Origin of the sequence: Kribbella flavida DSM 17836 (assembly GCF_000024345.1) — a bacterium.
GTDB lineage: Bacteria > Actinomycetota > Actinomycetes > Propionibacteriales > Kribbellaceae > Kribbella > Kribbella flavida.
In genome coordinates this window covers 4,375,904-4,398,262 of the sequence record NC_013729.1, presented here as the reverse complement: position 1 = coordinate 4,398,262, position 22,359 = coordinate 4,375,904, and the positions used below count along the sequence as shown (strand labels likewise).

Below are 22,359 nucleotides of genomic sequence, written 5' to 3'. Positions count from 1 at the left end.
GTAACCCGGTGTCCACGGGATGTCGGCCGGGTTCGGTGAGCCGGCCAGAATACTTAGCGTGGCCTCAGTCCTTCGACGACGACGGTGAGCATGCGGTCGAGTTGAGCGCGTTGCTCGGGGGCGCCGGCCACGGAGAGTACGCCGGCGAGGATGCCGCCGATGTCGACCGGATCGATGTCGCGGCGCAGTTCACCTGCTTCCGCGCCGGCCTCGAGCACCATGCCCAAGATCTGCTGGACCTCGTCGCAGACCGGTCCGGTGCCGAAGCGACCGGTGGCGCTCATCGCGACCAGCGCTTCACAGATGCCCCGCCGTTCACCGGCCCATGCGGCGAAGCGGAGCATCCAGGCGTGCAGGGCCTCGGCGGGCTCTTCGGTGCTCAGCAGTGCTCGCGCGTCGTCGCGCAACGGGCGGATCTGGTCGCGGTAGACCTCTTCGACCAGGTCCTCCCGGGTCGGGAAGTGCCGGTACAACGTGGCATTGCCCACGCCGGCGCGTTTGGCGATCGCGTCCAGCGAAATCGCCTGTCCGGACGCGAAAACCTCAGCGGCCGTCGCGATCAGGTGCGCTCGGTTGCGCTGGGCATCGGCGCGCAGGGTGCTTCGGGGAGGTGTCATGGCCTTCGCGATCAGGGGTCGGGTCGAGTCGTCGGGGTTGAAACGGGGACATCCCCGGATAGTCTACAGTGAAGTAACTGGGGACCTCCCCGCTTATTCGCCCCGATCGCCCACGACGAAAGGCTCGTCATGCCCGCAGCGCTCATCACCGGCGGTACAACCGGAATCGGCAGGGCAACCGCCGAGCTGCTCCACGCCCGTGGCTACCAGGTCGCCGTCACCGGGCAGAATCCCGAATCTGTCGCGCGAGCACGGCGCGAACTTCCCGGCGACGTCCTGGTGGTCCGATCCGACGCGCGCGTTCTGGCCGACACCGAGGCACTCACAGGTACCGTGTCCGAACGGTTCGGGAGCCTCGACCTGCTGTTCCTCAACGCGGGGATCTTCCAGCCCGCACCGGTCGCCGACGTGACGGAGCAGTCGTTCGACGAGCAGGTCGACGTCAACTTCAAGGGCCAGTTCTTCACGCTGCAGAAGGTCCTTCCGCTGCTGAACGACGGCGGATCGATCGTGTTCACCGTGGGCGTTGCGGCCCGTCGCGGGAGCCCGGGCGCCACGCTGGGGGCAGCCACGCGCGGTGCCTTGCTGGCGATGGTGCCCTCACTGGCGCTCGAGCTGGCGCCACGCAGGATCCGCGTCAACGCCGTGAGTCCCGGTGCGACCGACACTCCGCTGTTCGACAAGCTCGGTGTTCCCCAGGGCGGCCGGGACGCGATGCGCGCGAACATCCCGTTCGAGCGCTTCGGATCGAGCCAGGACGTCGCGGAAGTCGTCGCCTTCCTCGGGTCCGATGCGGCCGGCTACATCACCGGTCAGGACGTCGCCGTCGCCGGTGGCTACGGGCTCGGTGTCTGAAACCCCCGCTCTTCCGCGTACTCGAATCACCAGCGATCACCTCAGGAGAAGACCATGACACTGACCCTCGACACCTACCGGCAGCTGGGGCGTTCCGGCCTGCGGGTCTCGCCCCTCGCCCTGGGGGCGGCCACTTTCGGCAACGAATGGGGCTGGGGGGCGGAACGGGACGAGGCGCGCAAGCTGTTCGACCTGTACGTCGAGCGCGGCGGGAACTTCATCGACACCGCGGTCACCTACACCAACGGTACGTCCGAGCGCATGCTCGGTGAGTTCGCCAAGGACAGGCGCGACAGCCTGGTCCTGGCCACGAAGTACACGACGCTGCGACGGCCCGGCGACCCCAACTCCGGTGGCGCCGGCCGGAAGAGTCTTTTCGGCGCGGTCGAAACCAGCCTGCGACGGCTGAACACCGACTACCTCGATCTGCTCTACCTGCACGTGTGGGACTCCACCACGCCCGTCGAGGAGATTCTCCGCGGGCTGGACGACCTCGTGCAGCAGGGCAAGGTCCTGTACGTGGCGATCTCCAACACCCCGGCCTGGCAGGTCTCGCGCATGCAGACGATCGCCGATCTGCGCGGCTGGTCGCCGTTCGTCGCGCTGCAGCTGGAGTACAACCTGGTGGAGCGTACGGGCGAGCGGGATCTCATCCCGATGGCCCAGGAACTGGGGTTGGGAACGGTCCTGTGGTCGCCGCTGGCCGGCGGCGTACTCACCGGCAAGTACAGCCGCGACGACCTGACCGCGACGCCGTCCGGCGCGGGCGGGAGCGTCCGGAAGAGTTTCAACGTGGCCCTCGGCGGCGTGACCGAGCGCAGCCTCGCCATCGTCGACGTGGTGAAGGAGGTCGCCCACGAAGCCGGCCGTACGCCGGCCCAAGTGGGACTCGCCTGGGCCCTGCGGAACCCGGCGGTGACGGCGCCGATCATCGGAGCTCGGACCGCCGAGCAGCTGCAGGAGAACCTGGGAGCACTGGAAGTCGACCTCACCCCCTCCCAGCTGACACGTCTGGACGAGGTGAGCGCAATCGACCTGGGGTTCCCGCACGCCATGCTCGCGAGCGACCACATCCGCGTCCAGACCCGCGGCGACTTGAAGATCCAGGCCCGTAGCTGACGATCTGCCGAGCGCCAACGGGCGGCGTCGCCGCTGCCCCTTGGTGTGGCCACTGCGCCGGGTTGGTGGCCTCGTGCAGGCACAGCCGCCTACGGCTGACCGGGATCCGGTGACTAGGCGGTGTGCTCGTGCCGCAGCACGGCGGTAGGTGAGGCGAGCGGGAGGTCAGCCGCTGTGGTTGGGCGACGGCGGGGGATGAATGCGGCGATGACCAGGGCGAGCAGCGCCGCCGTGGCGCCGATCAGCAGGATGGTGGTGAACGCGCTTCGCTCCGGGACGACCTGCCCGCCGACCGTCGTGGTCAAGCTGGCAAGCAGCAGCCCGGTCACCGCGCTCGCGGTGGAGGTGCCGACCGACCGGCAGAGGTTGTTCAAGCTGTTGGCCGCCGCGGTCTGGCTGACGGGGACCGCGCCCATGATGAGCGAGGGCATCGCCCCGTAGGCGAGCCCGATGCCGGATCCCACGAGGGCGGAGCAGAGGAGCACGTGCCAGAGCTGGGTGTGCAGCAGCGTCGCGAACCCGTAGCTGCACGCGACGACCAGGGCACCGGTCATCAGCGTCGTCCGCGGTCCGCGGCGGACGGTGATCATGGCCGACACCGGCGACATGGCGATCATGCACACTCCGCCGGGGGCCTGCAGGAGGCCGGCGACCAGCATCGACTCGCCGAACCCGTATCCCGTCCCGGTGGGCATCTGCAGGAGGTGGGTGAACACCAGCGAGCTGGTCAGCATGGAGAAGCCGAAGACCAGCGACGCGGTGTTGGTGAGCAGAACCTGCGGCCGGCGGCTCACCCGCAGGTCGATCAGCGGCTGCGGAGTGCGCAGCTCCCACGCGCCGAACAGCACCAGCAGCGTGGCCGCGCCGGCGAACGATCCGAGGGTGATGCCGCTGGTCCACCCCCAGCTGCCGCCTTTGGAGACGGCGAGGAACAGGCAGACCAGCGCGCTGGATAGCAGCAGCGCCCCCAGCGGATCGAACCGGCCACCCGCCGCGCGTGACGTCCGGGGTACGAGGAGCAGGACGAGAAGACCCGCCACGGCGGCCAGCCCGCCCGCTGTCCAGAACAGGGCCCGCCAGTCGGCGTACTGCGCGAGCAAGGCGGACAGCGGGATTCCCAGCGAGGCCCCGACGCCGAGCGACGTGCTCATCACCGACGTCGCGGAGGCCAGCCGGTGTGCGGGCAGGTGATCGCGAAGCAGGCTGATGCCCACCGTCACCACGCCCGCGGCGGTGCCCTGCAAGGCGCGACCGGCGACGAACCAGCCCAGCGAGGCGCTGAGCGCCGTCACCGCGGAACCCATGACCAGAAGCGCGAGACAGGACAGCAGAATTCGCCGCTTGCCCCACAGGTCGGCGAGCCGGCCGACGATCGGGATCGACACCGCACCGGCGATCAACGTGGCTGTCACGGCCCACGCGGCGTTGCCGGGAGTTGTGTGCAGCAACGTCGGCAGCTGGGGCAGCAAGGGGATGACGAAGGTTTGTTGCAACGACACCGTGATCCCGGCAAGGGCGAGCACGGCGATGAGCGTCCTCGGTGGCGGTGTCACGGGGTCAGGCTGGTTCACGGCCTACTCCGCCGGCTTCTGACCGGTGTCCCCGACGCCTTCACCGGTCTTGGTCTTCTTCGGGGCAAGCTGCTTGGTGCTGCGGCGGAAGGCCCACAGGATGACGAGCGCCACGACTGCGGACAACGGCGTGCCCATCCCGACCCGGGCGACGCCGAGCGCGTTGGTGTTGTCAGCGATGTACAGCCACTGCTGGACGCCGAACCGGGCCCCCAGTACGCCGGCGGCGGCGAGGGTGGCAACGGTGTGGGCACGCAGGACGGTTCGATCGCTCCGCCACCGGTACTTCCGGCCGTGCACGAAGTTCCAGATGAGCCCGGTGACCGGCCGGCGGGCCAGCACCGAGCCAAGGGCGATCAGGAATCCCGCGAAGTTGGCCCAGATCCCCACCGCGAAGTAGTTCTTCGCCGATCCGGTCAGTGCCACGATCCCCGCCGCGATCGCGACGCCCACCAGGCTGCCGGCCGCCGAGGTCCAGCGCTCGCCGCGGACGAGCCGGAACACCATCAGCCCCGCGCCGGTCAGCACGGCGACGCTGATCGTCATCGCCAACGGGAGGAGGAGGTTGGCTGTCACGAACACGACGACGGGGATGGCGGAGTACACGAAGCCCTTCCGCCCGCCCATGCGTGCGACGATCGCCTCGTCCCGGGGCAGACCCGTCTCGGGCACCGGCGACGGGGTCGTCGGGTGGTCGTCGTTCGTCGTGTCGTCCTGCTGCAGCTTGGTCATGGTCGATTCGTCCTTCCCGGCGGTGCGCCGGCGTCGGCAGGTCAGAAGGTCAGTGAGAAGTAGCGGTGGCGGTGGAGCGCGTGGGCGTCACCGTTTGGGCGAACGCGACGGCTTCGTCGAAGCGGGCGCGCTGGGCAATGAGCCGGCGGTACTTCATGACGTGGCGCTGCCCGTTCAGGGTCAGCACCCCGGTCAGCCGGTCACCCTCGCGATACAGCGCGACGAAGTGGTCACCGGCCGGGTCGCCCGAGACGATCTCGTAGCCGTCGTTGGTGGCGACACCGGCGAACTGGATGCGTGATCCGTACCAGTCCGACCAGAAGTACGGGACCGTCGCGTAGGACTGGGCCTGTGCCGGTGACAGCGCGTTGCGCGCGGCCCGCGCCCCCTGCTCTGCGGCGGTGGACCAGTGCTCGACCCGCATCGAGCGGTCGAACAGGACGTTGTGCCAGCGGGCGACGTCCCCCGCGGCGTAGACGCCCGGAGCGCCGGCCCGGAGGAACTCGTCGCAGATCACGCCGTTCTCGACGGGTAGTCCGCTACCGGCGAGCCATTCGGTGCGGGGCACCGCCCCGATTCCGACGACGACCAGGTCCGCGTCGATCACGGTGCCGTCCGCGAGACGGACGCCCTCGACCCGGCCGGTGCCCTCCACCACGTCCACGGACTGCCCGCAGCGCAGCGCGGTGCCGTTACGGGTGTGCAGCGAGGCCAGCGCCAACCCCAGGTCCGGACCGACGGACCGGACCAGGGGAGTCGGCAGCGCCTCCACGATCGTGGCCGGCAGACCTCGCTTGCGTGCTGCCGAGGCGACCTCGGACCCGATGAACCCGGCGCCGACGACGACGGTGCGAGCACCCTCGTCCAGAGCACGGCGAACCGCGCGCGCATCGTCGAGTGTGCGCAGGACGTGCACCCCCACCAAGTTCTCGGTGCCCGGCAGGCTACGGGCCGCAGCGCCGGTGGCGACAACGAGGGCGTCGTAGGCCACGTCGTCGCCGCCGATGTCCACGACCTGGGCTTCGGGATCGAGTCCGGTGGCCGGGGCGTCGAGCAGCAGTTCCACGCCGAGCTCGTCGACCAGCTCGGCACGGCTGCGAAAGGTCACCGGATCGATCGGGCCTCCCGGGGCCAGCAGATCCTTCGACAGCGGCGGCCGGTCGTAGGGCAAGTGGCGCTCGTCGCCGATCAGGGTGATTCGGCCTGCGAATCCTGCCTTGCGCGCGGCCTCTACCGCACGCACGCCCGCAAGCGAGGCGCCGACGACGACCAGCGAGCTGGGTCCGGTGCGGACCGTCGTGGCCCTCACAACTGCAGCCTCAAGGCCATCGTGGGGCAGCCCTCGACGGCCTCGGTCACCTCGTTCAGGGCGTCTTCGGATACCTCGGCGGTCAGTACGACCAGCTCGCCGTTGTCGTCCACCTCGAACACGCTGGGCGCGAGGGCCTCGCAGATTCCGATCCCCGTGCACTTGGCCCGGTCCAGAGCGATCCTCATCGGACGCCGGCCCTCTCGGTCGCCGACCCCAGGCGGACGTGCATCGTGCGGACGCCGGGCACCATGGTCGAGCGCATTCGCAGCACCTCGCCGGTGAGCTCGACGCGATCGAAGCGGGCGAGGAACTCCTCGAAGAACACCCGGGCCTCGAGCCTGGCCAGCGACAGGCCCAGGCAGGCGTGCTCGCCGGTGCCGAAGGCCAGGTGCGGGTTCGGCCGGCGGGTGACGTCGAACTGCTCGGCGGTGTCGCCGAACACGTCCTCGTCCCGGTTGGCGGCGCCGTACAGCAGTACGACCGCCTGGCCCTTCTTGATGGTCCTGCCGCGCAGCTCGACGTCCTCGGTGGCCCAGCGGGTCATGTGCGTGACCGGGGAGACGTAGCGCAGCATCTCCTCGATCGCGGTGGGGATCAGGCTCGGGTCGTGAACGAGCAGCTGCAGCTGCGCGGGGTGATTGATCAAGGCGATGGTGCCCATCGCGATCAGGTTCCGCGTTGTTTCGTTGCCGGCGACAAGCAGCAGGTGCAGGAACGAGATGAGCTCGTCGTTCGACAAGCTCTCGCCGTCGACGTCGGCGTCCATCAGCAGCGAGATCAGGTCGTTGGTGCGGTTCTGCTCGCGCAGCTCGATCAACTGGCGGAAGTAGGTGGTCAGGACCCCGAACGCCTCCTGCGAGGACAACGTGACGTCGGGGTCGGCCGAGCCGACGGAGGCGTCGGACCAGGCGCGGAACTGTTCCCAGTCCTCGGCCGGCGCCCCGAGCAGGTCGGCGATGATGCGAACCGGGATCTTGGCGACGATCCCCTCGGCGTACTCCAGTTCGATCCCCGGCTTCGCGGAGTCCAGCACCCCACGCACGATCGCGCGGACGTCGGGCTCCATCGCGTTGACGTGCTTCGGCGTGAATCCCTTCGAGATCAGCTGGCGCATCGCCTTGTGCCGCGGTGGATCGGTGGTGATCAGCATCGGGCGCGGATCGACCGTTCGAGGCTTGCCGTCGGGCATCAGCACGCCCTTGGCCGACGAGAACAGGTGCGGCCGCGAGCCGATGAACTTGATGTCCTCGTACCGCGTGATGCCCCAGAACCCGCCGTTGGCGCTGGTCCAGTGCACCGGGGAGTTGTGGCGCAGGTCCCGGTAGGCCGGTGCGGGGTCGCCGATGTAGAAGTCCGGTAGGTGCAGTGGGTAGTTCGGCTCCACGTGCGGTGCCTTCCGTGAGGGTGTGGGTGGCGGTGCGCTCAGGCATGGTCTCCGGCGCCGCTCGCCGTTAAGATATGAGGCAGGCTACACGTAAATTATGCTGCCGTCTACACGTATCTTCTCGACCGTCCACCGGCGCACCGCCAGCCGGCCGGGCGTTGTGGCGGAGGTCGGACGGGTTGTTTTAGGAAGCCATGTACACGTAAATTCGCACCGACAGCCGGAACGGACGAGCGGAGCGGGCCTGTGACACGACAGACACTCGAGAACCAGGTCTTCGATGCGATGGCGTCGCTCACGCGGACGACGGAGAGCTTTTTCGAGCGGGTCGCCGGCAGCATCTCGCCCGGGCTGCGCCGGGGCACCGCCTCGCCGTTGTTCGTCCTGCACCGGGCCGGACCGCTTCGGGTGTCGCAGCTCGCCGAGGAGCTCGGCCTGGACCGGACCACGGTGACGCGTCACCTCGACGAGCTGGAGTCCCGCGGTCTGGTTGACCGGCAGCCCGACGAGCGAGACCGGCGCGCGATGGTGGTGACCCTGACTCCGATGGCCCAGGGCTTTCTCGACGACCTGCGGGCGCGCAACCGGGCGTTGATCCGGCGCATCTGCGCCGACTGGACGCGCGAGGAGCGAGCGATGTTCGGGCTGCTGCTGCCGCGCTTCGCCACCGAGGGCGAGAGGGTGTTCGGCAGCGCGCCCGCGTCGGGAGCCGGCGGACCCCAGGGCCGTTCTCGGGGGACCGGCCGGGGTTCGGTCTGACGGGGGAAGGCTCGAGGCCGGGGCCGAAGTGGTCCGGGTGTGCGGGTCAGAAGGTCACGGTGACTTTTCCTTCCAGGCCGCCTTGGCCGAAACGGTGGTGTGCGAGCTGGATGTCGTGCAGTCCGAAGGTGGAATCCACCCGCGGTGAAACCGCACCCTGGTCGACGTACGCCGCCAGCTCGCTCAGTCCGGCGCCGTCCTCGCGGACCTGGTTGACCGTGGTCCGGATGCCACGGGCGGACAGGTCAGGGACCGGTCCGGCCTGCGTGGCGACGGACGCATACCGGCCACCGTCCGCCACCGCGTCGGTGACGAAGGCGCCGAAGGTGTCGAAGACGGCGTCGTACTGCCGGTCTGTCAGCGCGGCTGGTTCGGTGGTGGCGATGTCCGCACCGTGGTGCTTGGCGAAGTCGAGGTGGGTGTCTCGAGCGACCAGCGCGTCGACCATGACACCGCGCGCCACCGCAAGCTGCAGGGCGAGCCCGCCAACGGCCCCACCGGCGCCGGCTACCAGCAGGCGCTCGCCTGGTGTCAGCGCCAGCCAGTCCAGCGTCTGGAGGGCGGTCAGCCCCGGGAGCGGCAGAGTGGATGCCTCGACCAGGCTGACCGACTCCGGTGCCCGGGCCACCGAGCCGGCAGGCAGAGCGACCAGGTCGGCCCAGGTGCCGCGACCGGTGTCCAGGTGGCGTGACATAGCGATGACCCGGGCGCCCATCTCCAGGCCGCTGGTCCCGCCGTCGAGCACGATCCCCGCCAGATCCCAGCCGAGGGTGGTCGGCAGCGGTGGGGTCCCCGCTCCGATGGCGCCGGACCGCGTCTTGTCGTCGACCGGATTGATGCTGGTCGCGACCACCCGGATCAGCACCTCGCCGACAGCCGCCCTGGGCTCCACGACGTCCTGGATCCGCAGTACCTCAGGTCCCCCACAACGGTCGATCTGAATGGCGCGCACGAACGATCCTCTCCTCAGACGGTAGCCACCGTTGGCCATCAACCGCGTGCCCGGCCGCTGCATTCCTGCAGTCCCGCCGAACCCCGAGCGCCCCCGCCAGCGACGCGGTCGACCTTCGCCGCGATCCGCCGGGACGAAGCCAGCCGGTGGTCGTCCAGCAGCGCACGTCACCGACCGCGGGGTGGACTACGGTCGGCTCAACCAGGACCGATGCCACCGGCAAGTACACCGCCGTGGTCAAGAACGCAGAGTGTGCCGTCGCTGTGCATCGAGACGCTCGCGCGGGATTCAGCCGGCACTGCGAGCGTCAGGGCGCGAATGAGTGGATGTAGGCGAGTGCTGCGTTCATGGAGGCTCGCATCGGCTGAGTGGTCCGGAGGGTCTGACTCAGCAGAGTGCCACCCTGGAGGGCGGTCAGCAGCGCCATCGCGAGGTCATCGAGGTCGGCGTCGGGACGCAAGTCGCCTCGCTCGCGCATGGCGCGCAGGCCGTCGTTCAGCAGGGACTGCCAGCGCTCGAAGGCATTGCACAGGTCCTGGCGGGTCTCATCGTCGGTGGGACCCAGCTCGCCGGCCAGGGAGGCCAGCGTGCAGTCTCCGCGGCCACGGCCGGGCTTCTGGCTTTCGACCGCGGCGTCGGCCCAGGCTTGCAGGGCGTCGAAGCTGTCCAGGGCGCCCATGAGCGGCTGACCGGGCACGAGCGGTGCCTCGGCCTGACGGGTGATGACCGCCCGGATCAAGGCCTGCTTGCTGTCGAAGTAGTGGTACAGCTGCGAGCCTCCGATGCCGGCCGCCTTGCGCACGTCTTCGGTGCTGGTGCCGGCTACGCCTTGCCGGGCGATGAGTTCGGTCGCCGCGTCCAGGATGCGCTCCCGGGTCGCCTGGCCTTTGCGCGTCAGTGCCACGTCGCCACTCTACCGGACTGGGTTGCGCGACCCAAAGCTGTACAGTAAATTGGGTTCAGCAACCCAGAAAGTCGATGTGTCGATGCCGGCCGCGATCAGCGGCGGGATGAACCGGTTGATCGCGGGTAGCCGGATCGTGAGGAAGGCAATCGGTGTCGCGCCGATTGCCCCAGGCGACTGGTGCGTGGTCCCGGTTCTTCTCCTGACTCGAACCGAACAGGCCTGAGAAGCACGTGTCCCAGGCAAGAATGGAGATCTCCTGTGAAACTGGGTTTGGGTCTGCCCCACTACAGCGATGAAGCCCGACCGGACCGGCTCGTCGCGTTCGCCCAGCGAGCCGAAGCTCTGGGATATGACTCGTTGTGGGCGCTGGAGCGCCTGCTCCGTCCGCTGGAGCCGAAGAATGCGCCGTGGGAAGGCATGCGCCCGCCGCAGTACTACGCCAAGGTCTTCGACCCGATCGAGACACTGACGTACGTCGCCGCCCACACCACCACCATCAGCCTCGGCACCAGCGTCATCGACGCCCTGTTCCACGTGCCCGTCGTGCTCGCCAGGCGGCTCGCGACACTGGACCACTTCAGCGGCGGACGACTGCTCGCCGGTCTCGGCCAGGGGTGGTCGGCCGACGAGTTCGAAACGGCCAATGTCTCGATGCGGCGTCGCGGCAACGGTTTCGCCGAATTCATCGAAGCGCTGCACGCGGCCTGGGGCCCTGACCCGGTCAGTTTCCAAGGACGCTTCTACCGCATTCCGCCTTCCGAGGTGGGCGTGAAGCCGTTGCAGCCGGACGGGTTGCCGATCCTCATCGGAGTCCTGCCGCAATCGGAGGCGCCCGTCGAGCGCGCCGGCCGGATGGGACTCGGCCTGCACCCACTGATCTACGACTGGAGTTCCTTCGAACACCAGCTCGCGCTCTTCCGGGAATCGACCCCGGCCGGTAGCCGGCCCGGTCCGGTCATCGTCCGGGTCAACAACGCCATCACCGAGACCCCGCTCGACGACGCCGACCGCACGCCCTTGTCCGGGTCCGTGGATCAGGTCAAGGCTGATTTCCGGCGTGCCGTCGACCTGGGCATCGACCACATCATGTGGGATCTCACCTCGGGCCACGTTCCCTACGAAGTCCAGCTTCGCTTGTTGGAACCCCTGATGGCCGCCAAGCCCGACTGAACGCGCGGTCCGGCCGGCCTCGAGGTGCTTCGCGCGGGGAGACCACTGCGCAAGGTGTCGTACGCCTGGTCCGTTTCGCGCACCCAGCCGCCCCCACTCCACCACAACCAGCAGTAGTGCTCACAGAAAAGGTTCGACATGTCTGATCTGACAGGAAAAGTCGCCATCGTCACCGGTTCCTCCAAGGGAATCGGCGCGGCGATCGCCAAGGCGTTCGCGGCGGCCGGTGCGCGAGTGGTGGTGAACTACTCCTCGAGCAAGGAAGGCGCCGATGCCGTGGTCCAGGCGATCACTGCAGCCGGCGGCGAAGCCATCGCCGTAGGCGGCGATGTCTCGCAGGCCGACCAGGCCCGGGGACTGGTCGATGCCGCGGTCAACCAGTTCGGCCGCCTCGACGTGGTGGTGAACAACTCCGGCATCTGGGACATCGTGAAGGTGGAGGACGTCACCGAGGACCTCTACCGCCGGTCGTTCGACGTGAACGTGCTGGGGTCCCTGCTGGTCACCCAAGCAGCGCTCGACCACCTCGGCGAAGGCGCCAGCATCATCAACATCTCCTCCAGCGCCACCAGCGTGCACCCGCCCGGTTCGGTCATCTACACCGGCACCAAGGGGGCGTTGGAAGGTATCACCAGCGTGCTGGCCAACGAACTGGGTCCCCGCAAGATCAGGGTCAACGCCCTGCTCCCCGGAATGGTCGACACCGAAGGCAACCGCGCCAAGGGCTTCGTCGGCTCGGAGATCGAACAGTTGGCGGTGTCCCAGACGCCACTGGGTCGCATCGGCCAGCCCGACGACATCGCCGACATCGCCGTCTTCCTGGCCTCCGACGACGCCCGGTGGCTCACCGGCGAGCGGCTGCTGGCCAGCGGCGGATCCCGCTAGCCCCGACCGGGCTCAAGGCACAGGTGGGCTGATCGTGTCCGAGGGCACGGTGATCGAACGCCCGGCCTCCCGCAACCATCTGAGCGCCGCGGCACGGACAACCCCGAGACAAAGAAGGTGAAGGGCGTCGCAGGGTCGCCCGCCGCCGCGGAGCGGGTCCGACGACTGGCCGCCACAACACCTTCGAGGAGAAGCATGAAGATCTTCCTGACCGGTGCCACCGGATACATCGGTAGCGTGATCGCCGAGAAACTGCTGCACGCCGGGCATGAGATCGTCGGGCTCGCCCGATCCGACGAATCCGCCGACACGCTCGCCGACCGGGGCATCACGCCCTACCGCGGCGACGTCAACCAGCCCGACACCCTCACCATCGCAGCCCGAGCGGCTGACGGGACCATCCATACCGCGTTCGACACCAGCAGCGGCGACTTCTCGGTAGCCAACGCAGGTGAAGCCAAGGCAGTCGACGCCCTGATCGCCGGACTGCAGGGCAGCGGCAAACCGCTCGTCCTCACCAGCGGTACGGGCGTACTGGGAAACACCGGTGACGTCGTCTACGACGAAGACACCCCCATCGCCCCGGCGGAGAACCCTGCGGTCAAAGCGCTGCAGATGCGGCTCGACGTGGAGCGGGCCGTGCTCACCGCACCAGGGCTGCGCGGGGTTGTGCTGCGTCCACCCAACGTCTACGGGCGAGGTGACGGCGAGATGGTGTTCTGGATGCTGCGCGCCGCCGCACAACGGTTGGGCGCGGTGCCGTACGCCGTTGGCACGGAACTCAATCAGTGGAGCTTCGTCCATGTCGACGACCTCGCCGATCTGTTCGTCCTGGCCGTCGAGAAGGCCCCCGGCGGGGAGCTGTTCCACGCCGGGGCGCAAACCGGCCTCCGCACCGGGGACATCGCTACCGCTATCAGCCACGGCATGGGTTTGGGCGGCAAGACCACCGCGCTGGATCTGGCCGAGCTGGAAGAAGCCTTGGGCATGCCCGCGATGGCGCACTACTGGGCCGCGAACAGCCAGTCTTCGGGCGGCAAGGCCCGTCGCGTCCTCGGGTGGTCACCTCAGCACCTCGACCTTGTCGCCGAAGTGTCACGCACCCCGGTCTGACCTGCTCGACCGCTCAACCAGTCCTCGGTTCGAAAGGATGTCCATGTCCCAGAAGGTCTTCGTGATCGGCGCCACCGGTTACTTCGGTGGCGTGCTCGCACGGCACTTCGTCAGTGAGGGCCACCAGGTGTCGGGGTCGGCCCGGTCGCACGAGGCGGGCGCCGCACTCGCCGCCGACGGCATCGCACCGGTCATCGGCGACCTCGACGACGCCATCGACTCACTGCTGACAGCGGTGCGCGAGAGCGACGTGGTGATCTACGCCGCGCAGGTCGCCTTCGAACGCGAACCCTGGGTCGTCGAACAGCTGAGCAGCGCGTTGGCGGGAACGGGCAAGACGCTGCTGTTCACCTCGGGCAGCGGGGTGTTCATGAAGGACAACCGCGGCGAATGGAGTTCAGAGGTCCTGGCCGAGGACGACCCGTTCGAGCCGAGTGCGCTGATGGCCGACCGAGTCGAGGCCGAACGCGCCGTGCGCGCCGCGACAGACCGCGGTGTGCGCAGCATGGTGGTGCGGCCTCCGGTCATCTGGGGTCCGGGGGACAACGGCCAAGTCGCCCGGGTGTACCGCACCGTCGCCACTACCGGAGCGGCCTGTTACGTGGGCCCCGGTTTGGCGGCCTACTCCAACGTTCACAGCGCCGACCTGGCGCGGCTGTACTCGTTGGCGATCGAGAAGGGTGCACCCGGGGCTCTGTACCACGCCGCCGGCGGTGAGATCCCGTGGCGGTGGATCGCCGAGTCCGTGGCCCGAGACCTCGGCGTGCAGACCCGCAGCTTGGCCATCGAGGAGGCCGACGAGATGTTCGGGCCCGAAGCAACGATGATCTACTCCGCGTCCAGCCGCTCGCGCGACCCTCGCAGCCGCGCCGAACTGGGGTGGAAGCCGGTACATCGGGACATGCTGACCCAGGTCGGTGAACCGCGGCTGCGCGCCCTCGCCCAACCCGATACGTCGCAGCCGGGCTCTGGTCGATCCGTCCATGCCTTCCCAGGGCAGTGACCACACCCCCCAACGGTGACCGGGGCAGCTGGTGGTCGCACGTGGCGGCCGCTGCTGCTGCGGAGGTGCCGGCTGAAGTTGTCTGCCCTCGGCTAATCGCCGGGCTGGCGGGCATCAGGGCACCTAGGTTGACAGGCATGCAGACAGTGATCACCGAGGACGGCCGGACGCTTGCCGTGGAGGAGTGGGGCGTGCCCGACGGCAGGCCCGTGCTCTACGCGCACGGCAGCCCGATGAGCCGGCTGGCGCGCTATCCGGACGACCGCTTGTTCACCGAGCTCGGCGTGCGGCTCATCACCTACGACCGGCCCGGCTTCGGGCACTCCACCCCGCATCCCGGGCGCCGCGTAGTCGACGGCGCCGACGACATCGCGGCGATCGCCGACGCCTTGGACCTCGGCCGTTTCCCCGTGTTCGGGGTGTCCGGCGGCGGCCCGCACGCGCTGGCGTTCGCGGCCCGGCACCCCGCACGGATCACCCGGGTCGCCACGCTGGCCAGTCCGGCACCGTGCGACGCCGAAGGACTGGACTGGACGGCCGGAATGATGGACGGCAACCGCGGCAGCGCGGCCGCCGCCCGGCAGGGGCGCGCTCAGCTCGCGGAGTACCTGGCCACCGTGGAGTCGGAGGACCTGGCGAAGCTGCTCCCACCGGCGGAGCGGGCGGTGCTGACGCGGCCCGAGGTCCAGGCAATGCTGTCCGCCGCGTTCGCGGAAGCGCTGCGCCCGGGCATGGACGGCTGGATCGACGACGAGCTCGCCCTGTTCGGTACGCCGTGGGGGTTCGACCCGGCGGCGATCACCGTGCCGGCGACGCTGTGGCACGGTGACCTGGACACCGTGATCCCGGTCTCGCACGCGATCTGGCTGGCCGGGCGCATCCGCAGCGCGACGCTGGTCCAGGCTCCGGAGGCCGGGCACGTGGGCCACTTCGAGGCCACCCCGGCGATCCTGCGCTGGCTGCTCGAAGGCGATCAGGATCCCGGCCGCGGATAGCTTCGTCGCGTCACCGCCGCAGCCTGCGCACCTGCAAGTGCGTACTTCCCGGAACCGTCCGTCTCGGCGAGGGTTGGCAGGGTGTCCATGGTCGATCCTGCCCTGAAGAGCGCCCGTGGTGCCGGACTGCTCGCGATCACCGGCACCGCCGTGGTCGGTCAGTTGTACGTCTCGACGCCGTTGGCGCCGGAGGTGGCGCACACCTTCCCCGAGCTGGGCGGTGTGCCGGTCCTCGCGGTCGCCTTCGGCGCGTCGTACGCCGCCGGCTTCCTGCTGCTTGCTCCGCTGATCGGTCATCGACCGGCCCGGCTGGTCATGGTCTGGTCCCTGGCAGCGCTCGCCGGCGCGACGCTGCTGGCCGCTTTTGCACCGACCGGCTGGATGCTGGTGGTCGCTCGGGTCGTCCAAGGGGTAGCTGCGTCCGCCTACACACCGGCGGTCGTCAGCCACCTCGGCAGGAACGTCGCCCCGACGCAGCGCGGCCGGGCCGCGGGGCTGATCGGGACCTGCTACCTGTCGGCCGTGGTCGTCGCGCAGCTCGTCGGGCAACAAGGCGCGGAACTGGTCGGCTGGCGTGGCGTGCTCAGCGCCTTCGCGATGGTCTACGCGGTCGCGGCCTTGGCGATCACAGCCTGCCTGCCCAAGGAGCAGGCTTCTCGTCCGCGGCTCGTCGGCTACGCGATGCTGTTACGGCTGGCGGTGGGACCAGACCTGCGGGTGATCTCGGCGGTCAGCGCCACGGCACTCGGTGGCCTGGTCGCCCTGTACGGCGCGCTGGCCCTGACGCCGCAACTGGATGCCGTGGAACTGCAGCGGGTGCGATGGGCCTGTGCACCGGCACTCCTGCTGGCCTGGTACTTCGGCAAAGCAGTGACGCGCTTCGGTGGCCGAAGGGTGCTGCTGGTCGGGTTGGCGACGTGCGCGGTGGGTGATCTCGCCGCCTGTGCTGGCTGGGTTCTCGGCGCGCCCGTCGGCGGACTGGTGATCGCCGTCTGGGTCGGCTCGCTCGGGGCGGCGATGGTGATCCCGGCGTTGATGGATCGCGTCGCGGCGGCGGACCCCAGCGGCGCGTACGGACCGGCCGTGTACCTGTTCATGTTGTTCGCCGGCGCGACCGCGGGCGGGGCGGTCGCCACCCGGCACCCCGTCCTCGGCCTGGCGTTGGCGGCCGTCCATCTGCTGGCCGCGGCGCTCGTGACGTGGGCCTGTTCAGGGTCATCCCCGCGCGAGGAGTTCGTCCAGGATCTCGCTGCGACGTCGGACCGGCTCCACGTGGCCGCCGAGGTCGAACACCCGCAAGGCCGAGGTCGGTAACTGGTCGACTCTGCTCGAGGTCCAGTGCGGGTCAACGTGAGGGCGCGTTCGTGTCCGAGGTCAGCAGTCGGTTGGCTCGGTCTGCGGCGTCATCGAGCCAGCGAGCGCGCTCTGCGGCGTCGGCCTCGGCGACCACGCGCAGCACGATTCGCTCGACTCGAGGGCCGCCCAGGTAAGGCGGCAGGCAGCGGAGCCAGATCGACTCCAGCGGGTCTCCGAACAGTTCGGTTTCCCGGTGCCGGGTGGTGTCGGAGGTGTTGATCACCAGCACTTCCCGCAGCGACAGCAGGGATGTGGGTTCACCGCCGGCCTCATCCAGGCGGTAGGCCACGCCCGGTACCAGGACTCGGTCCATCCACCCGGCCAGGATCGCCGGGGGTTTGCCCCACCAGTTCGGGTGGACGACCACCAGTGCCGATGCCGCGTTCAAGTCGCGCCGGTGCACAGCCAGCAGAGGATCGTTGCTGGCCGCCAGGACCTGCTCCGCGCTCTGGCCGCTGGTGTAGGCCTCCTCGGCCCGCAGTACTGGATCGAAGCCTTCGGCGTACAGATCGTGAACGGTGACGTCCAGACCCCGCCGTTCCAGGGTGGCGACCATGCGCTGTGTCAGAGCATGGTTGAAGCTGCCCTCCCTCGGGTGGGCCACCAGCACCAGCACCGACAACCGCCCCGACTCCTCACCTGGCATGGCCAGACTCTTCCACACCAGGGGTTCCACCAGCCCAGAAGGTCGCCGAGCTCGACTGTGGCTCAGGCCTATGAGCCCCCCGCGCTGAAGGGGACGGGAGCTCCCGTCCCCGGAGGATGGTCAGGCGTGCACGGTGTCCGCGCCATCGGGCTCGTCCGCCGGTGCGGTGGCGGGCGGCACGTGACGCAACAGGGTGAGTGCGAGCAAGCCCGCGCCGGTGACCAGGACCGCTGCCACCACGCCGGCGACGTTGAGGCCGTGGGTGAAGGCCTCGCGCGCGGCCGCCACCATCGACTGCGCCCCGTCACCGGACATCGCTGAGGCCTCGTTCAGTGCGCCCGACAGCGAGTCCGCCGCCTGGCCGGGCAGACTGGACGGCACCGTGGCCTGGTAGACGGCCGTGCCGATGCTGCCCATGACGGCGATCCCGAGCGAGACCCCCAGGTCGATGGACGTGGAACTGACCGCCGACGCGGCGCCCTGCTTCTCCGGCGGAGTGGCTGCCATCACCAGGTCGGTGGTCAACGCCATCGTCGGTGCGATGCCGGGGTAGAGCAGGTAGAACCCGGTGATCAGCATCGGCAGGCCGGCCACGCTGTCGACCTGGGTGAGCACGACGTACCCGGCCAGCGAAAACAGTGCACCGAACGCCACCACGTACGCCGGGCGCACGCGCCGGGCCACGATCGGCGACAAGGTCGACACCACCACCAGCATCAGCGCTGCGGGCAGGATCCACAGGCCGGCGGCCAGCGGCGACAGCCCGGCCACCTGCTGAAGGTACTGGGTGAACAGCAGGTAGATGCCGCCGAGCGCGATGGCGGACAGCAGCCATACCCCCAACGCACCACTGAACGAGCGGTTCCGGAACAGCCGCACGTCGAGCAGCGGGGTGGCCAGCCGGAGTTGCCGGCGGACGAACACGATTCCGAAGGCGATCCCGACCAGCGTCGTCACCACCGCCGTCGCGGTCAGACCGGACTTGGCGTAGTCCTTGACCCCGTAGACGAACGGCAGCAGCGCGGCCATGGACAGCACCACGCTCAGCAAGTCCGGCATCCGCTGCCCGGCCGCGTCAGGCGCCTTGTACTCCGGGACCAGCAGCGGTGCCAGGAGCACGACGAGTGCCATCACCGGTACGCCGATCAGCAGCGCAGCGCCCCACCAGAACGACTCCAGCAGCAGACCACCGAGCAGCGGTCCCAGCGCGACGCCGACCGACACCGACGCGGCCCACATGCCGACCGCTGTCGCTCGCTGCCGCGGCTGCTTGAACATGTTGGGGATCAGCGACAACGTCGACGGCATCACGGCCGCCGCGCCGACACCCATCAAGGCGCGGGCGGCGATCAGTACTCCGATGCTCGGCGCGAAGGCGGCAATCACCGACCCCACGCCGAACACGACGGCGCCGAGCAGCAGTACCCGCCGGCGGCCTACCCGGTCGCCGATGGTGCCCATGGCCACCAGGAGGCCGGCCATCGCGAAGCCGTACACGTCGTTGACCCACAGCAGTTGGTCGCTGCTGGGCCTCAGATCAGCGGCGAGGTGCGGGGTCGCCAGGAACAGCACGGTCTGGGCCACGAACAGCAGCGCGGTCGGCAGCAGCAGCACCGTGAGTCCGAGCCATTCCCTGGTCCCGGCCCGGTCACCGACTTCGACAGACATATCTTCTCTTTCCCTCACTCGTCCGCTCGGGCAGGTTGGTCCGTCCGAGCGGGACCACGGTGGCCGGTGCCGCTTCAGAAACACTCCGGAGCGACTTCAGCTGGCTGTCGGATAAGGTCTGAAGGTGCGTTTCGGGGTGCTGGGCCCGCTCGCGGCGTGGACGTCCGACGGCCGCGCCGTCCGCGTCCGCGAGCTGAAGGTCAGGTCGCTGCTCGCCCAGTTGGCCGCCGAAGCCGGCCGCGTGGTTCCCGGCGACCGGTTGATCGACCGGCTGTGGGGTGACCGGCTGCCCGCCAACCCCGCCGGTGCGCTGCAGACGAGGGTGTCTCAGCTCCGCGCCACGCTGGACGAGGCCGAGCCCGGCGCACGGCGGCTCGTCGTGTCGAGCCGGCCCGGCTACGTGCTGGACGTCGAACCGGAGGCGGTGGACGCCGGGTGGTTCGAAACGCTGCTGGCCGAAGCCGCGGCGGTCGGTGACGCGCGGGAGCGGGTAGCGGTACTGGACGACGCCCTCGCGTTGTGGCGGGGATCGGTGCTGGCCGATTTCGCCGATGAGGACTTCGCCCGTGAGACCGCCGCCCGGCTGGACGAGCTGCGCCTCACCGCGTGGGAGCAGCGGGCAGAGGCGCGCCTGGAGTTCGGCGAGTCCGGCGTACTGGTCGGCGAGCTCGGTGACCTCGTGGCTCGCTATCCGCTGCGCGAACGCCTGCGAGCCGCCCACCTGCGTGCCCTGTACCAGGCCGGGCGGCAGAGCGAGGCGTTGGCGGGGTACCGCGACTTCCGGGCCAGGCTGGTCGCGGACCTCGGCATCGAGCCCGGACCGCGCCTGACCGCACTGCATCGGGCGATCCTGGAACAGGACCCGTCGCTCGGCGGCGAAGTGGCGCCGCCCACGAACTTGCCGCACGTACTCGGCGATCTGGTCGGCCGGGACGCCGACGTCATCGAGGTACGAGCGCTGCTCGCGGCGGGCCGGCTGGTCACCCTCACGGGCCCAGGAGGCGTGGGCAAGACTCGCCTGGCGCTGGCCGTGGCCCGGGAACGAGTGTCGGAGTCCCCGGACGGGACCTGGTTGGTCGAACTGGCCGCGCTGCCGGCTGGTGCGTCGCCGGACGAGGTGGCCGCCTCGGTCGGGCAGAGCTTGGGCATCCGGGACTTCGTGGCGACCGACATGGCCGGCAGGCTCGCCGAGGTCCTGCGCACCAAGCGAATGCTGCTCCTGCTGGACAACTGTGAGCACGTTGCGCCAGCCACCGCCGAGCTGGCCGCGCGGCTACTGCGCACAGCGTCGGAGCTGAGAGTGCTGGCCACCAGCCAACGCCCGCTGGACGTGGCCGGCGAGCAGTTGTGGGCCGTGCCGACGTTGCCCGAACCGAGTGCAGTCGAGCTGTTCGTGGCACGAGCGACGGCCGGCGTGCCCGGCTTCGCTCTCGACGCGGACAACGCCGATGCCGTTGCCGCGATCTGCCGCCGCCTGGATGGAATCCCACTGGCCCTCGAACTCGCCGCCACCAGGGTCCGCGCCTGGGGCGTGCCCGAGGTCCTGGCGCGGTTGAACGACAGGTTCCACGTCCTGACCACCGGGCACAGCGGCGCTCCCGCCCGGCAGCAGACCCTGCGAGCGATGCTCGACTGGAGCTGGGATCTGCTGACCGAAGCCGAGCAGACCGTACTGCGCCGGCTGTCGGTCCATGTGGACGGGTGGACCTTGCGCGCGGCGGAGGCAGTGTCCGGCGGTGAGGGCCTCGACGTACCCGATCTCCTGGCGCGGCTGGTCGACCGCTCGCTGGTCACCGTCACGACGACCACCGAACCGCCGCGGTATCGCCTCTTGGAGTCGGTCGCCGAGTACTCCGCGGCGAAACTGCGCGAGGCGGGCGAGATCGCTGACGTCGAACGGCGGCACCGGGACTACTACGCGGGGCTCGCCTCGACCGCCGACCCGCAGTTGCGTGGGCCGCGGCAGCGCCACTGGCTGCGCCTGCTCGACACCGAGGCTGCCAATCTGCGGGCCGCGATCGACCACGCGGTTCGTGACGGCGAGGCCCTGCCGTTGGTCGAATCCCTGACCTGGTACTGGGTTCTGCGGGGCCGGCTCGGTGAGGGGCGGAGGGCACTGGCGGCGGCGCTGTCCGCGGGCGGTCCCGACGCGCTGACGGGCACCGTCCAGGTGTGGCACACCGCGTTCAGTCTCCTCACGGGCACCGCGTCCCGACTGGAGCCGCTGCCAGGGACCCGGCCGAGCGCTGCTGAAGCCGCTGGTCGGCGAGCAAGGGCGGAATGGTTCCTCGGATTCATCGGCCTGGGCATCGGAGAGCTGAGTGTCGGCCACGGCCTCGTCGAAGGCGCCCTGGCGGTGTTCGAGCAGCAGGGCGACCAGTGGGGTACGGCGGCCGCGCACGGAACGCTCACGCGGTACGCCCTGGCGCGCGGCGACCTGGCCGCAATGCGCCGCCACGGCGAAACCGGCATGGCACTGTTCACCGAGGTGGGGGATCGGTGGGGGCAGCTCCACCTGACCGTCGGCCTCGGCGCCCACGCCGAGGTCGTCGGCGACTACGACCGCGCGGCCGAGCTGCACCGCGACGGCCTACGCATCGCCGAAGATCTCGACCTGCGCACCGAGGTGTCCGACAAATTGTCCGCGCTCGGTCGGATCGCCTTGCTGATCGGTGACCACGAACAGGCCGACGAACTGCACGAACGCGCTCGCGCGCAGGCTGTCGAGCAGGGTTACACCATCGGCGAGGAGTTCGCCGAGCTCGGCCTGGCACTGAGCGCGCGCCGGCAGGGACGCTTCGACGAGGCCGAGGCCAGGTTGCACCCCTGGCTGGCCCACGACCGGCGGCTGGAGTCGGATCTGGCGGTCGCCCTCATTCTTGCCGAGCTGGGCTTCATCGCCGAACAGCGCGGCGACGCCGAGGCTGCTTGCACCCTGCACCTCGAAGGACTGGCGGCGGCACGCAACGCTGCCGACCCGCGAGCGATCGCGCTGGCCTTGGAGGGCCTCGCGGGCGTGCAGGCTCTGTGCAGCGCCCCTGAGCAGGCTGCGCGGCTGCTCGGCGCAGCCACCGGCCTGCGTGCACAGGTCGGCGCACCGCTGCCGGCGGGCGAGCGGGGCGACGTCGAGCGCATCGCGGCCACCTGCCGTGGGGCGCTGACGGATGAGGTGTTCGCCTCGGCCTTCGATCATGGTCTGGCGAACGCAGACTCCGAAGTGAACCGCCTGGTCCCTGCTCACCTGCCCGGGGGGCGCGGGCGTTGAGTACGTGGAAGGTGGGGCGGTTGGGTCCTCACTACCATCGGTACTGCGGC

General features: G+C 69.7%; 20 protein-coding genes. 10 read left to right on the top strand and 10 right to left on the bottom strand.

Features of this window, described 5'->3' with window-relative positions; genetic code table 11:
• Positions 1-53: 53 nt before the first annotated feature.
• Positions 54-617, bottom strand: a complete 564-nt coding sequence (locus KFLA_RS20395; protein ID WP_012921704.1) for a TetR/AcrR family transcriptional regulator — start codon at positions 615-617, stop codon at positions 54-56.
• 129 nt (positions 618-746) lie between these two features.
• Here KFLA_RS20395 and KFLA_RS20390 point away from each other — a divergent pair, with 129 nt between their 5' ends.
• The gene (locus tag KFLA_RS20390) at positions 747-1,472 is read left to right on the top strand and encodes an SDR family oxidoreductase (RefSeq protein WP_012921703.1); all 726 of its coding nucleotides are present in this window, start codon (positions 747-749) and stop codon (positions 1,470-1,472) included.
• Positions 1,473-1,526: 54 nt separating this feature from the next.
• Positions 1,527-2,591, top strand: coding sequence for an aldo/keto reductase (locus KFLA_RS20385; RefSeq protein WP_012921702.1), 1,065 nt, complete (start codon positions 1,527-1,529; stop codon positions 2,589-2,591).
• 113 nt (positions 2,592-2,704) lie between these two features.
• Here the strand turns inward: KFLA_RS20385 and KFLA_RS20380 are convergent, their stop codons facing one another.
• The 5 genes from KFLA_RS20380 to KFLA_RS20360 are packed head-to-tail and all read right to left on the bottom strand — an operon-like array spanning position 2,705 to position 7,590.
• Positions 2,705-4,144, bottom strand: coding sequence for an MFS transporter (locus KFLA_RS20380; protein WP_041290313.1), 1,440 nt, complete (start codon positions 4,142-4,144; stop codon positions 2,705-2,707).
• Positions 4,145-4,165: 21 nt separating this feature from the next.
• Positions 4,166-4,894, bottom strand: coding sequence for a DUF3159 domain-containing protein (locus KFLA_RS20375; RefSeq protein WP_012921700.1), 729 nt, complete (start codon positions 4,892-4,894; stop codon positions 4,166-4,168).
• Between the two features lie 49 nt (positions 4,895-4,943).
• Positions 4,944-6,203, bottom strand: a complete 1,260-nt coding sequence (locus KFLA_RS20370; RefSeq protein WP_012921699.1) for an NAD(P)/FAD-dependent oxidoreductase — start codon at positions 6,201-6,203, stop codon at positions 4,944-4,946.
• A complete protein-coding gene (locus KFLA_RS38385; RefSeq protein ID WP_012921698.1) occupies positions 6,200-6,391 on the bottom strand; it encodes a ferredoxin in 192 nt (63 codons plus the stop codon). Before KFLA_RS38385 ends, KFLA_RS20370 begins: the two co-directional genes overlap by 4 nt.
• Positions 6,388-7,590 carry a cytochrome P450 gene (locus KFLA_RS20360; RefSeq protein ID WP_012921697.1) on the bottom strand — a complete coding sequence of 401 codons (1,203 nt, stop codon included), beginning with the start codon at positions 7,588-7,590 and terminating at the stop codon, positions 6,388-6,390. Before KFLA_RS20360 ends, KFLA_RS38385 begins: the two co-directional genes overlap by 4 nt.
• 246 nt (positions 7,591-7,836) lie before the next feature.
• Between KFLA_RS20360 and KFLA_RS35765 the strand changes: the two genes are divergently transcribed.
• Positions 7,837-8,349: a MarR family winged helix-turn-helix transcriptional regulator gene (locus KFLA_RS35765; RefSeq protein ID WP_012921696.1), complete on the top strand. Its 513-nt coding sequence runs from the start codon at positions 7,837-7,839 to the stop codon at positions 8,347-8,349.
• 46 nt (positions 8,350-8,395) lie between these two features.
• Here KFLA_RS35765 and KFLA_RS20350 read toward each other — a convergent pair whose 3' ends face one another.
• A complete protein-coding gene (locus tag KFLA_RS20350; RefSeq protein WP_012921695.1) occupies positions 8,396-9,301 on the bottom strand; it encodes an NADP-dependent oxidoreductase in 906 nt (301 codons plus the stop codon).
• A gap of 307 nt (positions 9,302-9,608) precedes the next feature.
• Positions 9,609-10,205, bottom strand: coding sequence for a TetR/AcrR family transcriptional regulator (locus tag KFLA_RS20345; protein WP_012921694.1), 597 nt, complete (start codon positions 10,203-10,205; stop codon positions 9,609-9,611).
• A 261-nt stretch (positions 10,206-10,466) separates the two neighbouring features.
• Between KFLA_RS20345 and KFLA_RS20340 the strand changes: the two genes are divergently transcribed.
• From KFLA_RS20340 to KFLA_RS20315, 6 genes are all read left to right on the top strand, one after another.
• The gene (locus tag KFLA_RS20340; RefSeq protein WP_012921693.1) at positions 10,467-11,378 is read left to right on the top strand and encodes a TIGR03619 family F420-dependent LLM class oxidoreductase; all 912 of its coding nucleotides are present in this window, start codon (positions 10,467-10,469) and stop codon (positions 11,376-11,378) included.
• Positions 11,379-11,516: 138 nt separating this feature from the next.
• Positions 11,517-12,263 carry a glucose 1-dehydrogenase gene (locus tag KFLA_RS20335; RefSeq protein ID WP_012921692.1) on the top strand — a complete coding sequence of 249 codons (747 nt, stop codon included), beginning with the start codon at positions 11,517-11,519 and terminating at the stop codon, positions 12,261-12,263.
• 195 nt (positions 12,264-12,458) lie between these two features.
• Positions 12,459-13,376: an NAD-dependent epimerase/dehydratase family protein gene (locus KFLA_RS20330; RefSeq protein WP_012921691.1), complete on the top strand. Its 918-nt coding sequence runs from the start codon at positions 12,459-12,461 to the stop codon at positions 13,374-13,376.
• A gap of 43 nt (positions 13,377-13,419) precedes the next feature.
• On the top strand, positions 13,420-14,379 hold the full coding sequence (locus KFLA_RS20325; RefSeq protein WP_012921690.1) for an NAD-dependent epimerase/dehydratase family protein: 960 nt from the start codon (positions 13,420-13,422) through the stop codon (positions 14,377-14,379).
• Positions 14,380-14,516: 137 nt separating this feature from the next.
• Positions 14,517-15,374 carry an alpha/beta fold hydrolase gene (locus tag KFLA_RS20320; RefSeq protein WP_012921689.1) on the top strand — a complete coding sequence of 286 codons (858 nt, stop codon included), beginning with the start codon at positions 14,517-14,519 and terminating at the stop codon, positions 15,372-15,374.
• 87 nt (positions 15,375-15,461) lie between these two features.
• Entirely contained in the window at positions 15,462-16,688 is a 1,227-nt protein-coding gene (locus KFLA_RS20315) for an MFS transporter (protein ID WP_012921688.1), read from the top strand.
• A gap of 31 nt (positions 16,689-16,719) precedes the next feature.
• Here KFLA_RS20315 and KFLA_RS20310 read toward each other — a convergent pair whose 3' ends face one another.
• Positions 16,720-17,346, bottom strand: coding sequence for an NAD(P)H-dependent oxidoreductase (locus KFLA_RS20310; protein ID WP_237706877.1), 627 nt, complete (start codon positions 17,344-17,346; stop codon positions 16,720-16,722).
• A 150-nt stretch (positions 17,347-17,496) separates the two neighbouring features.
• Positions 17,497-19,044: an MFS transporter gene (locus KFLA_RS20305; RefSeq protein ID WP_012921686.1), complete on the bottom strand. Its 1,548-nt coding sequence runs from the start codon at positions 19,042-19,044 to the stop codon at positions 17,497-17,499.
• A 124-nt stretch (positions 19,045-19,168) separates the two neighbouring features.
• Here KFLA_RS20305 and KFLA_RS20300 point away from each other — a divergent pair, with 124 nt between their 5' ends.
• Entirely contained in the window at positions 19,169-22,309 is a 3,141-nt protein-coding gene (locus KFLA_RS20300; RefSeq protein ID WP_012921685.1) for an ATP-binding protein, read from the top strand.
• Positions 22,310-22,359 lie beyond the last annotated feature (50 nt).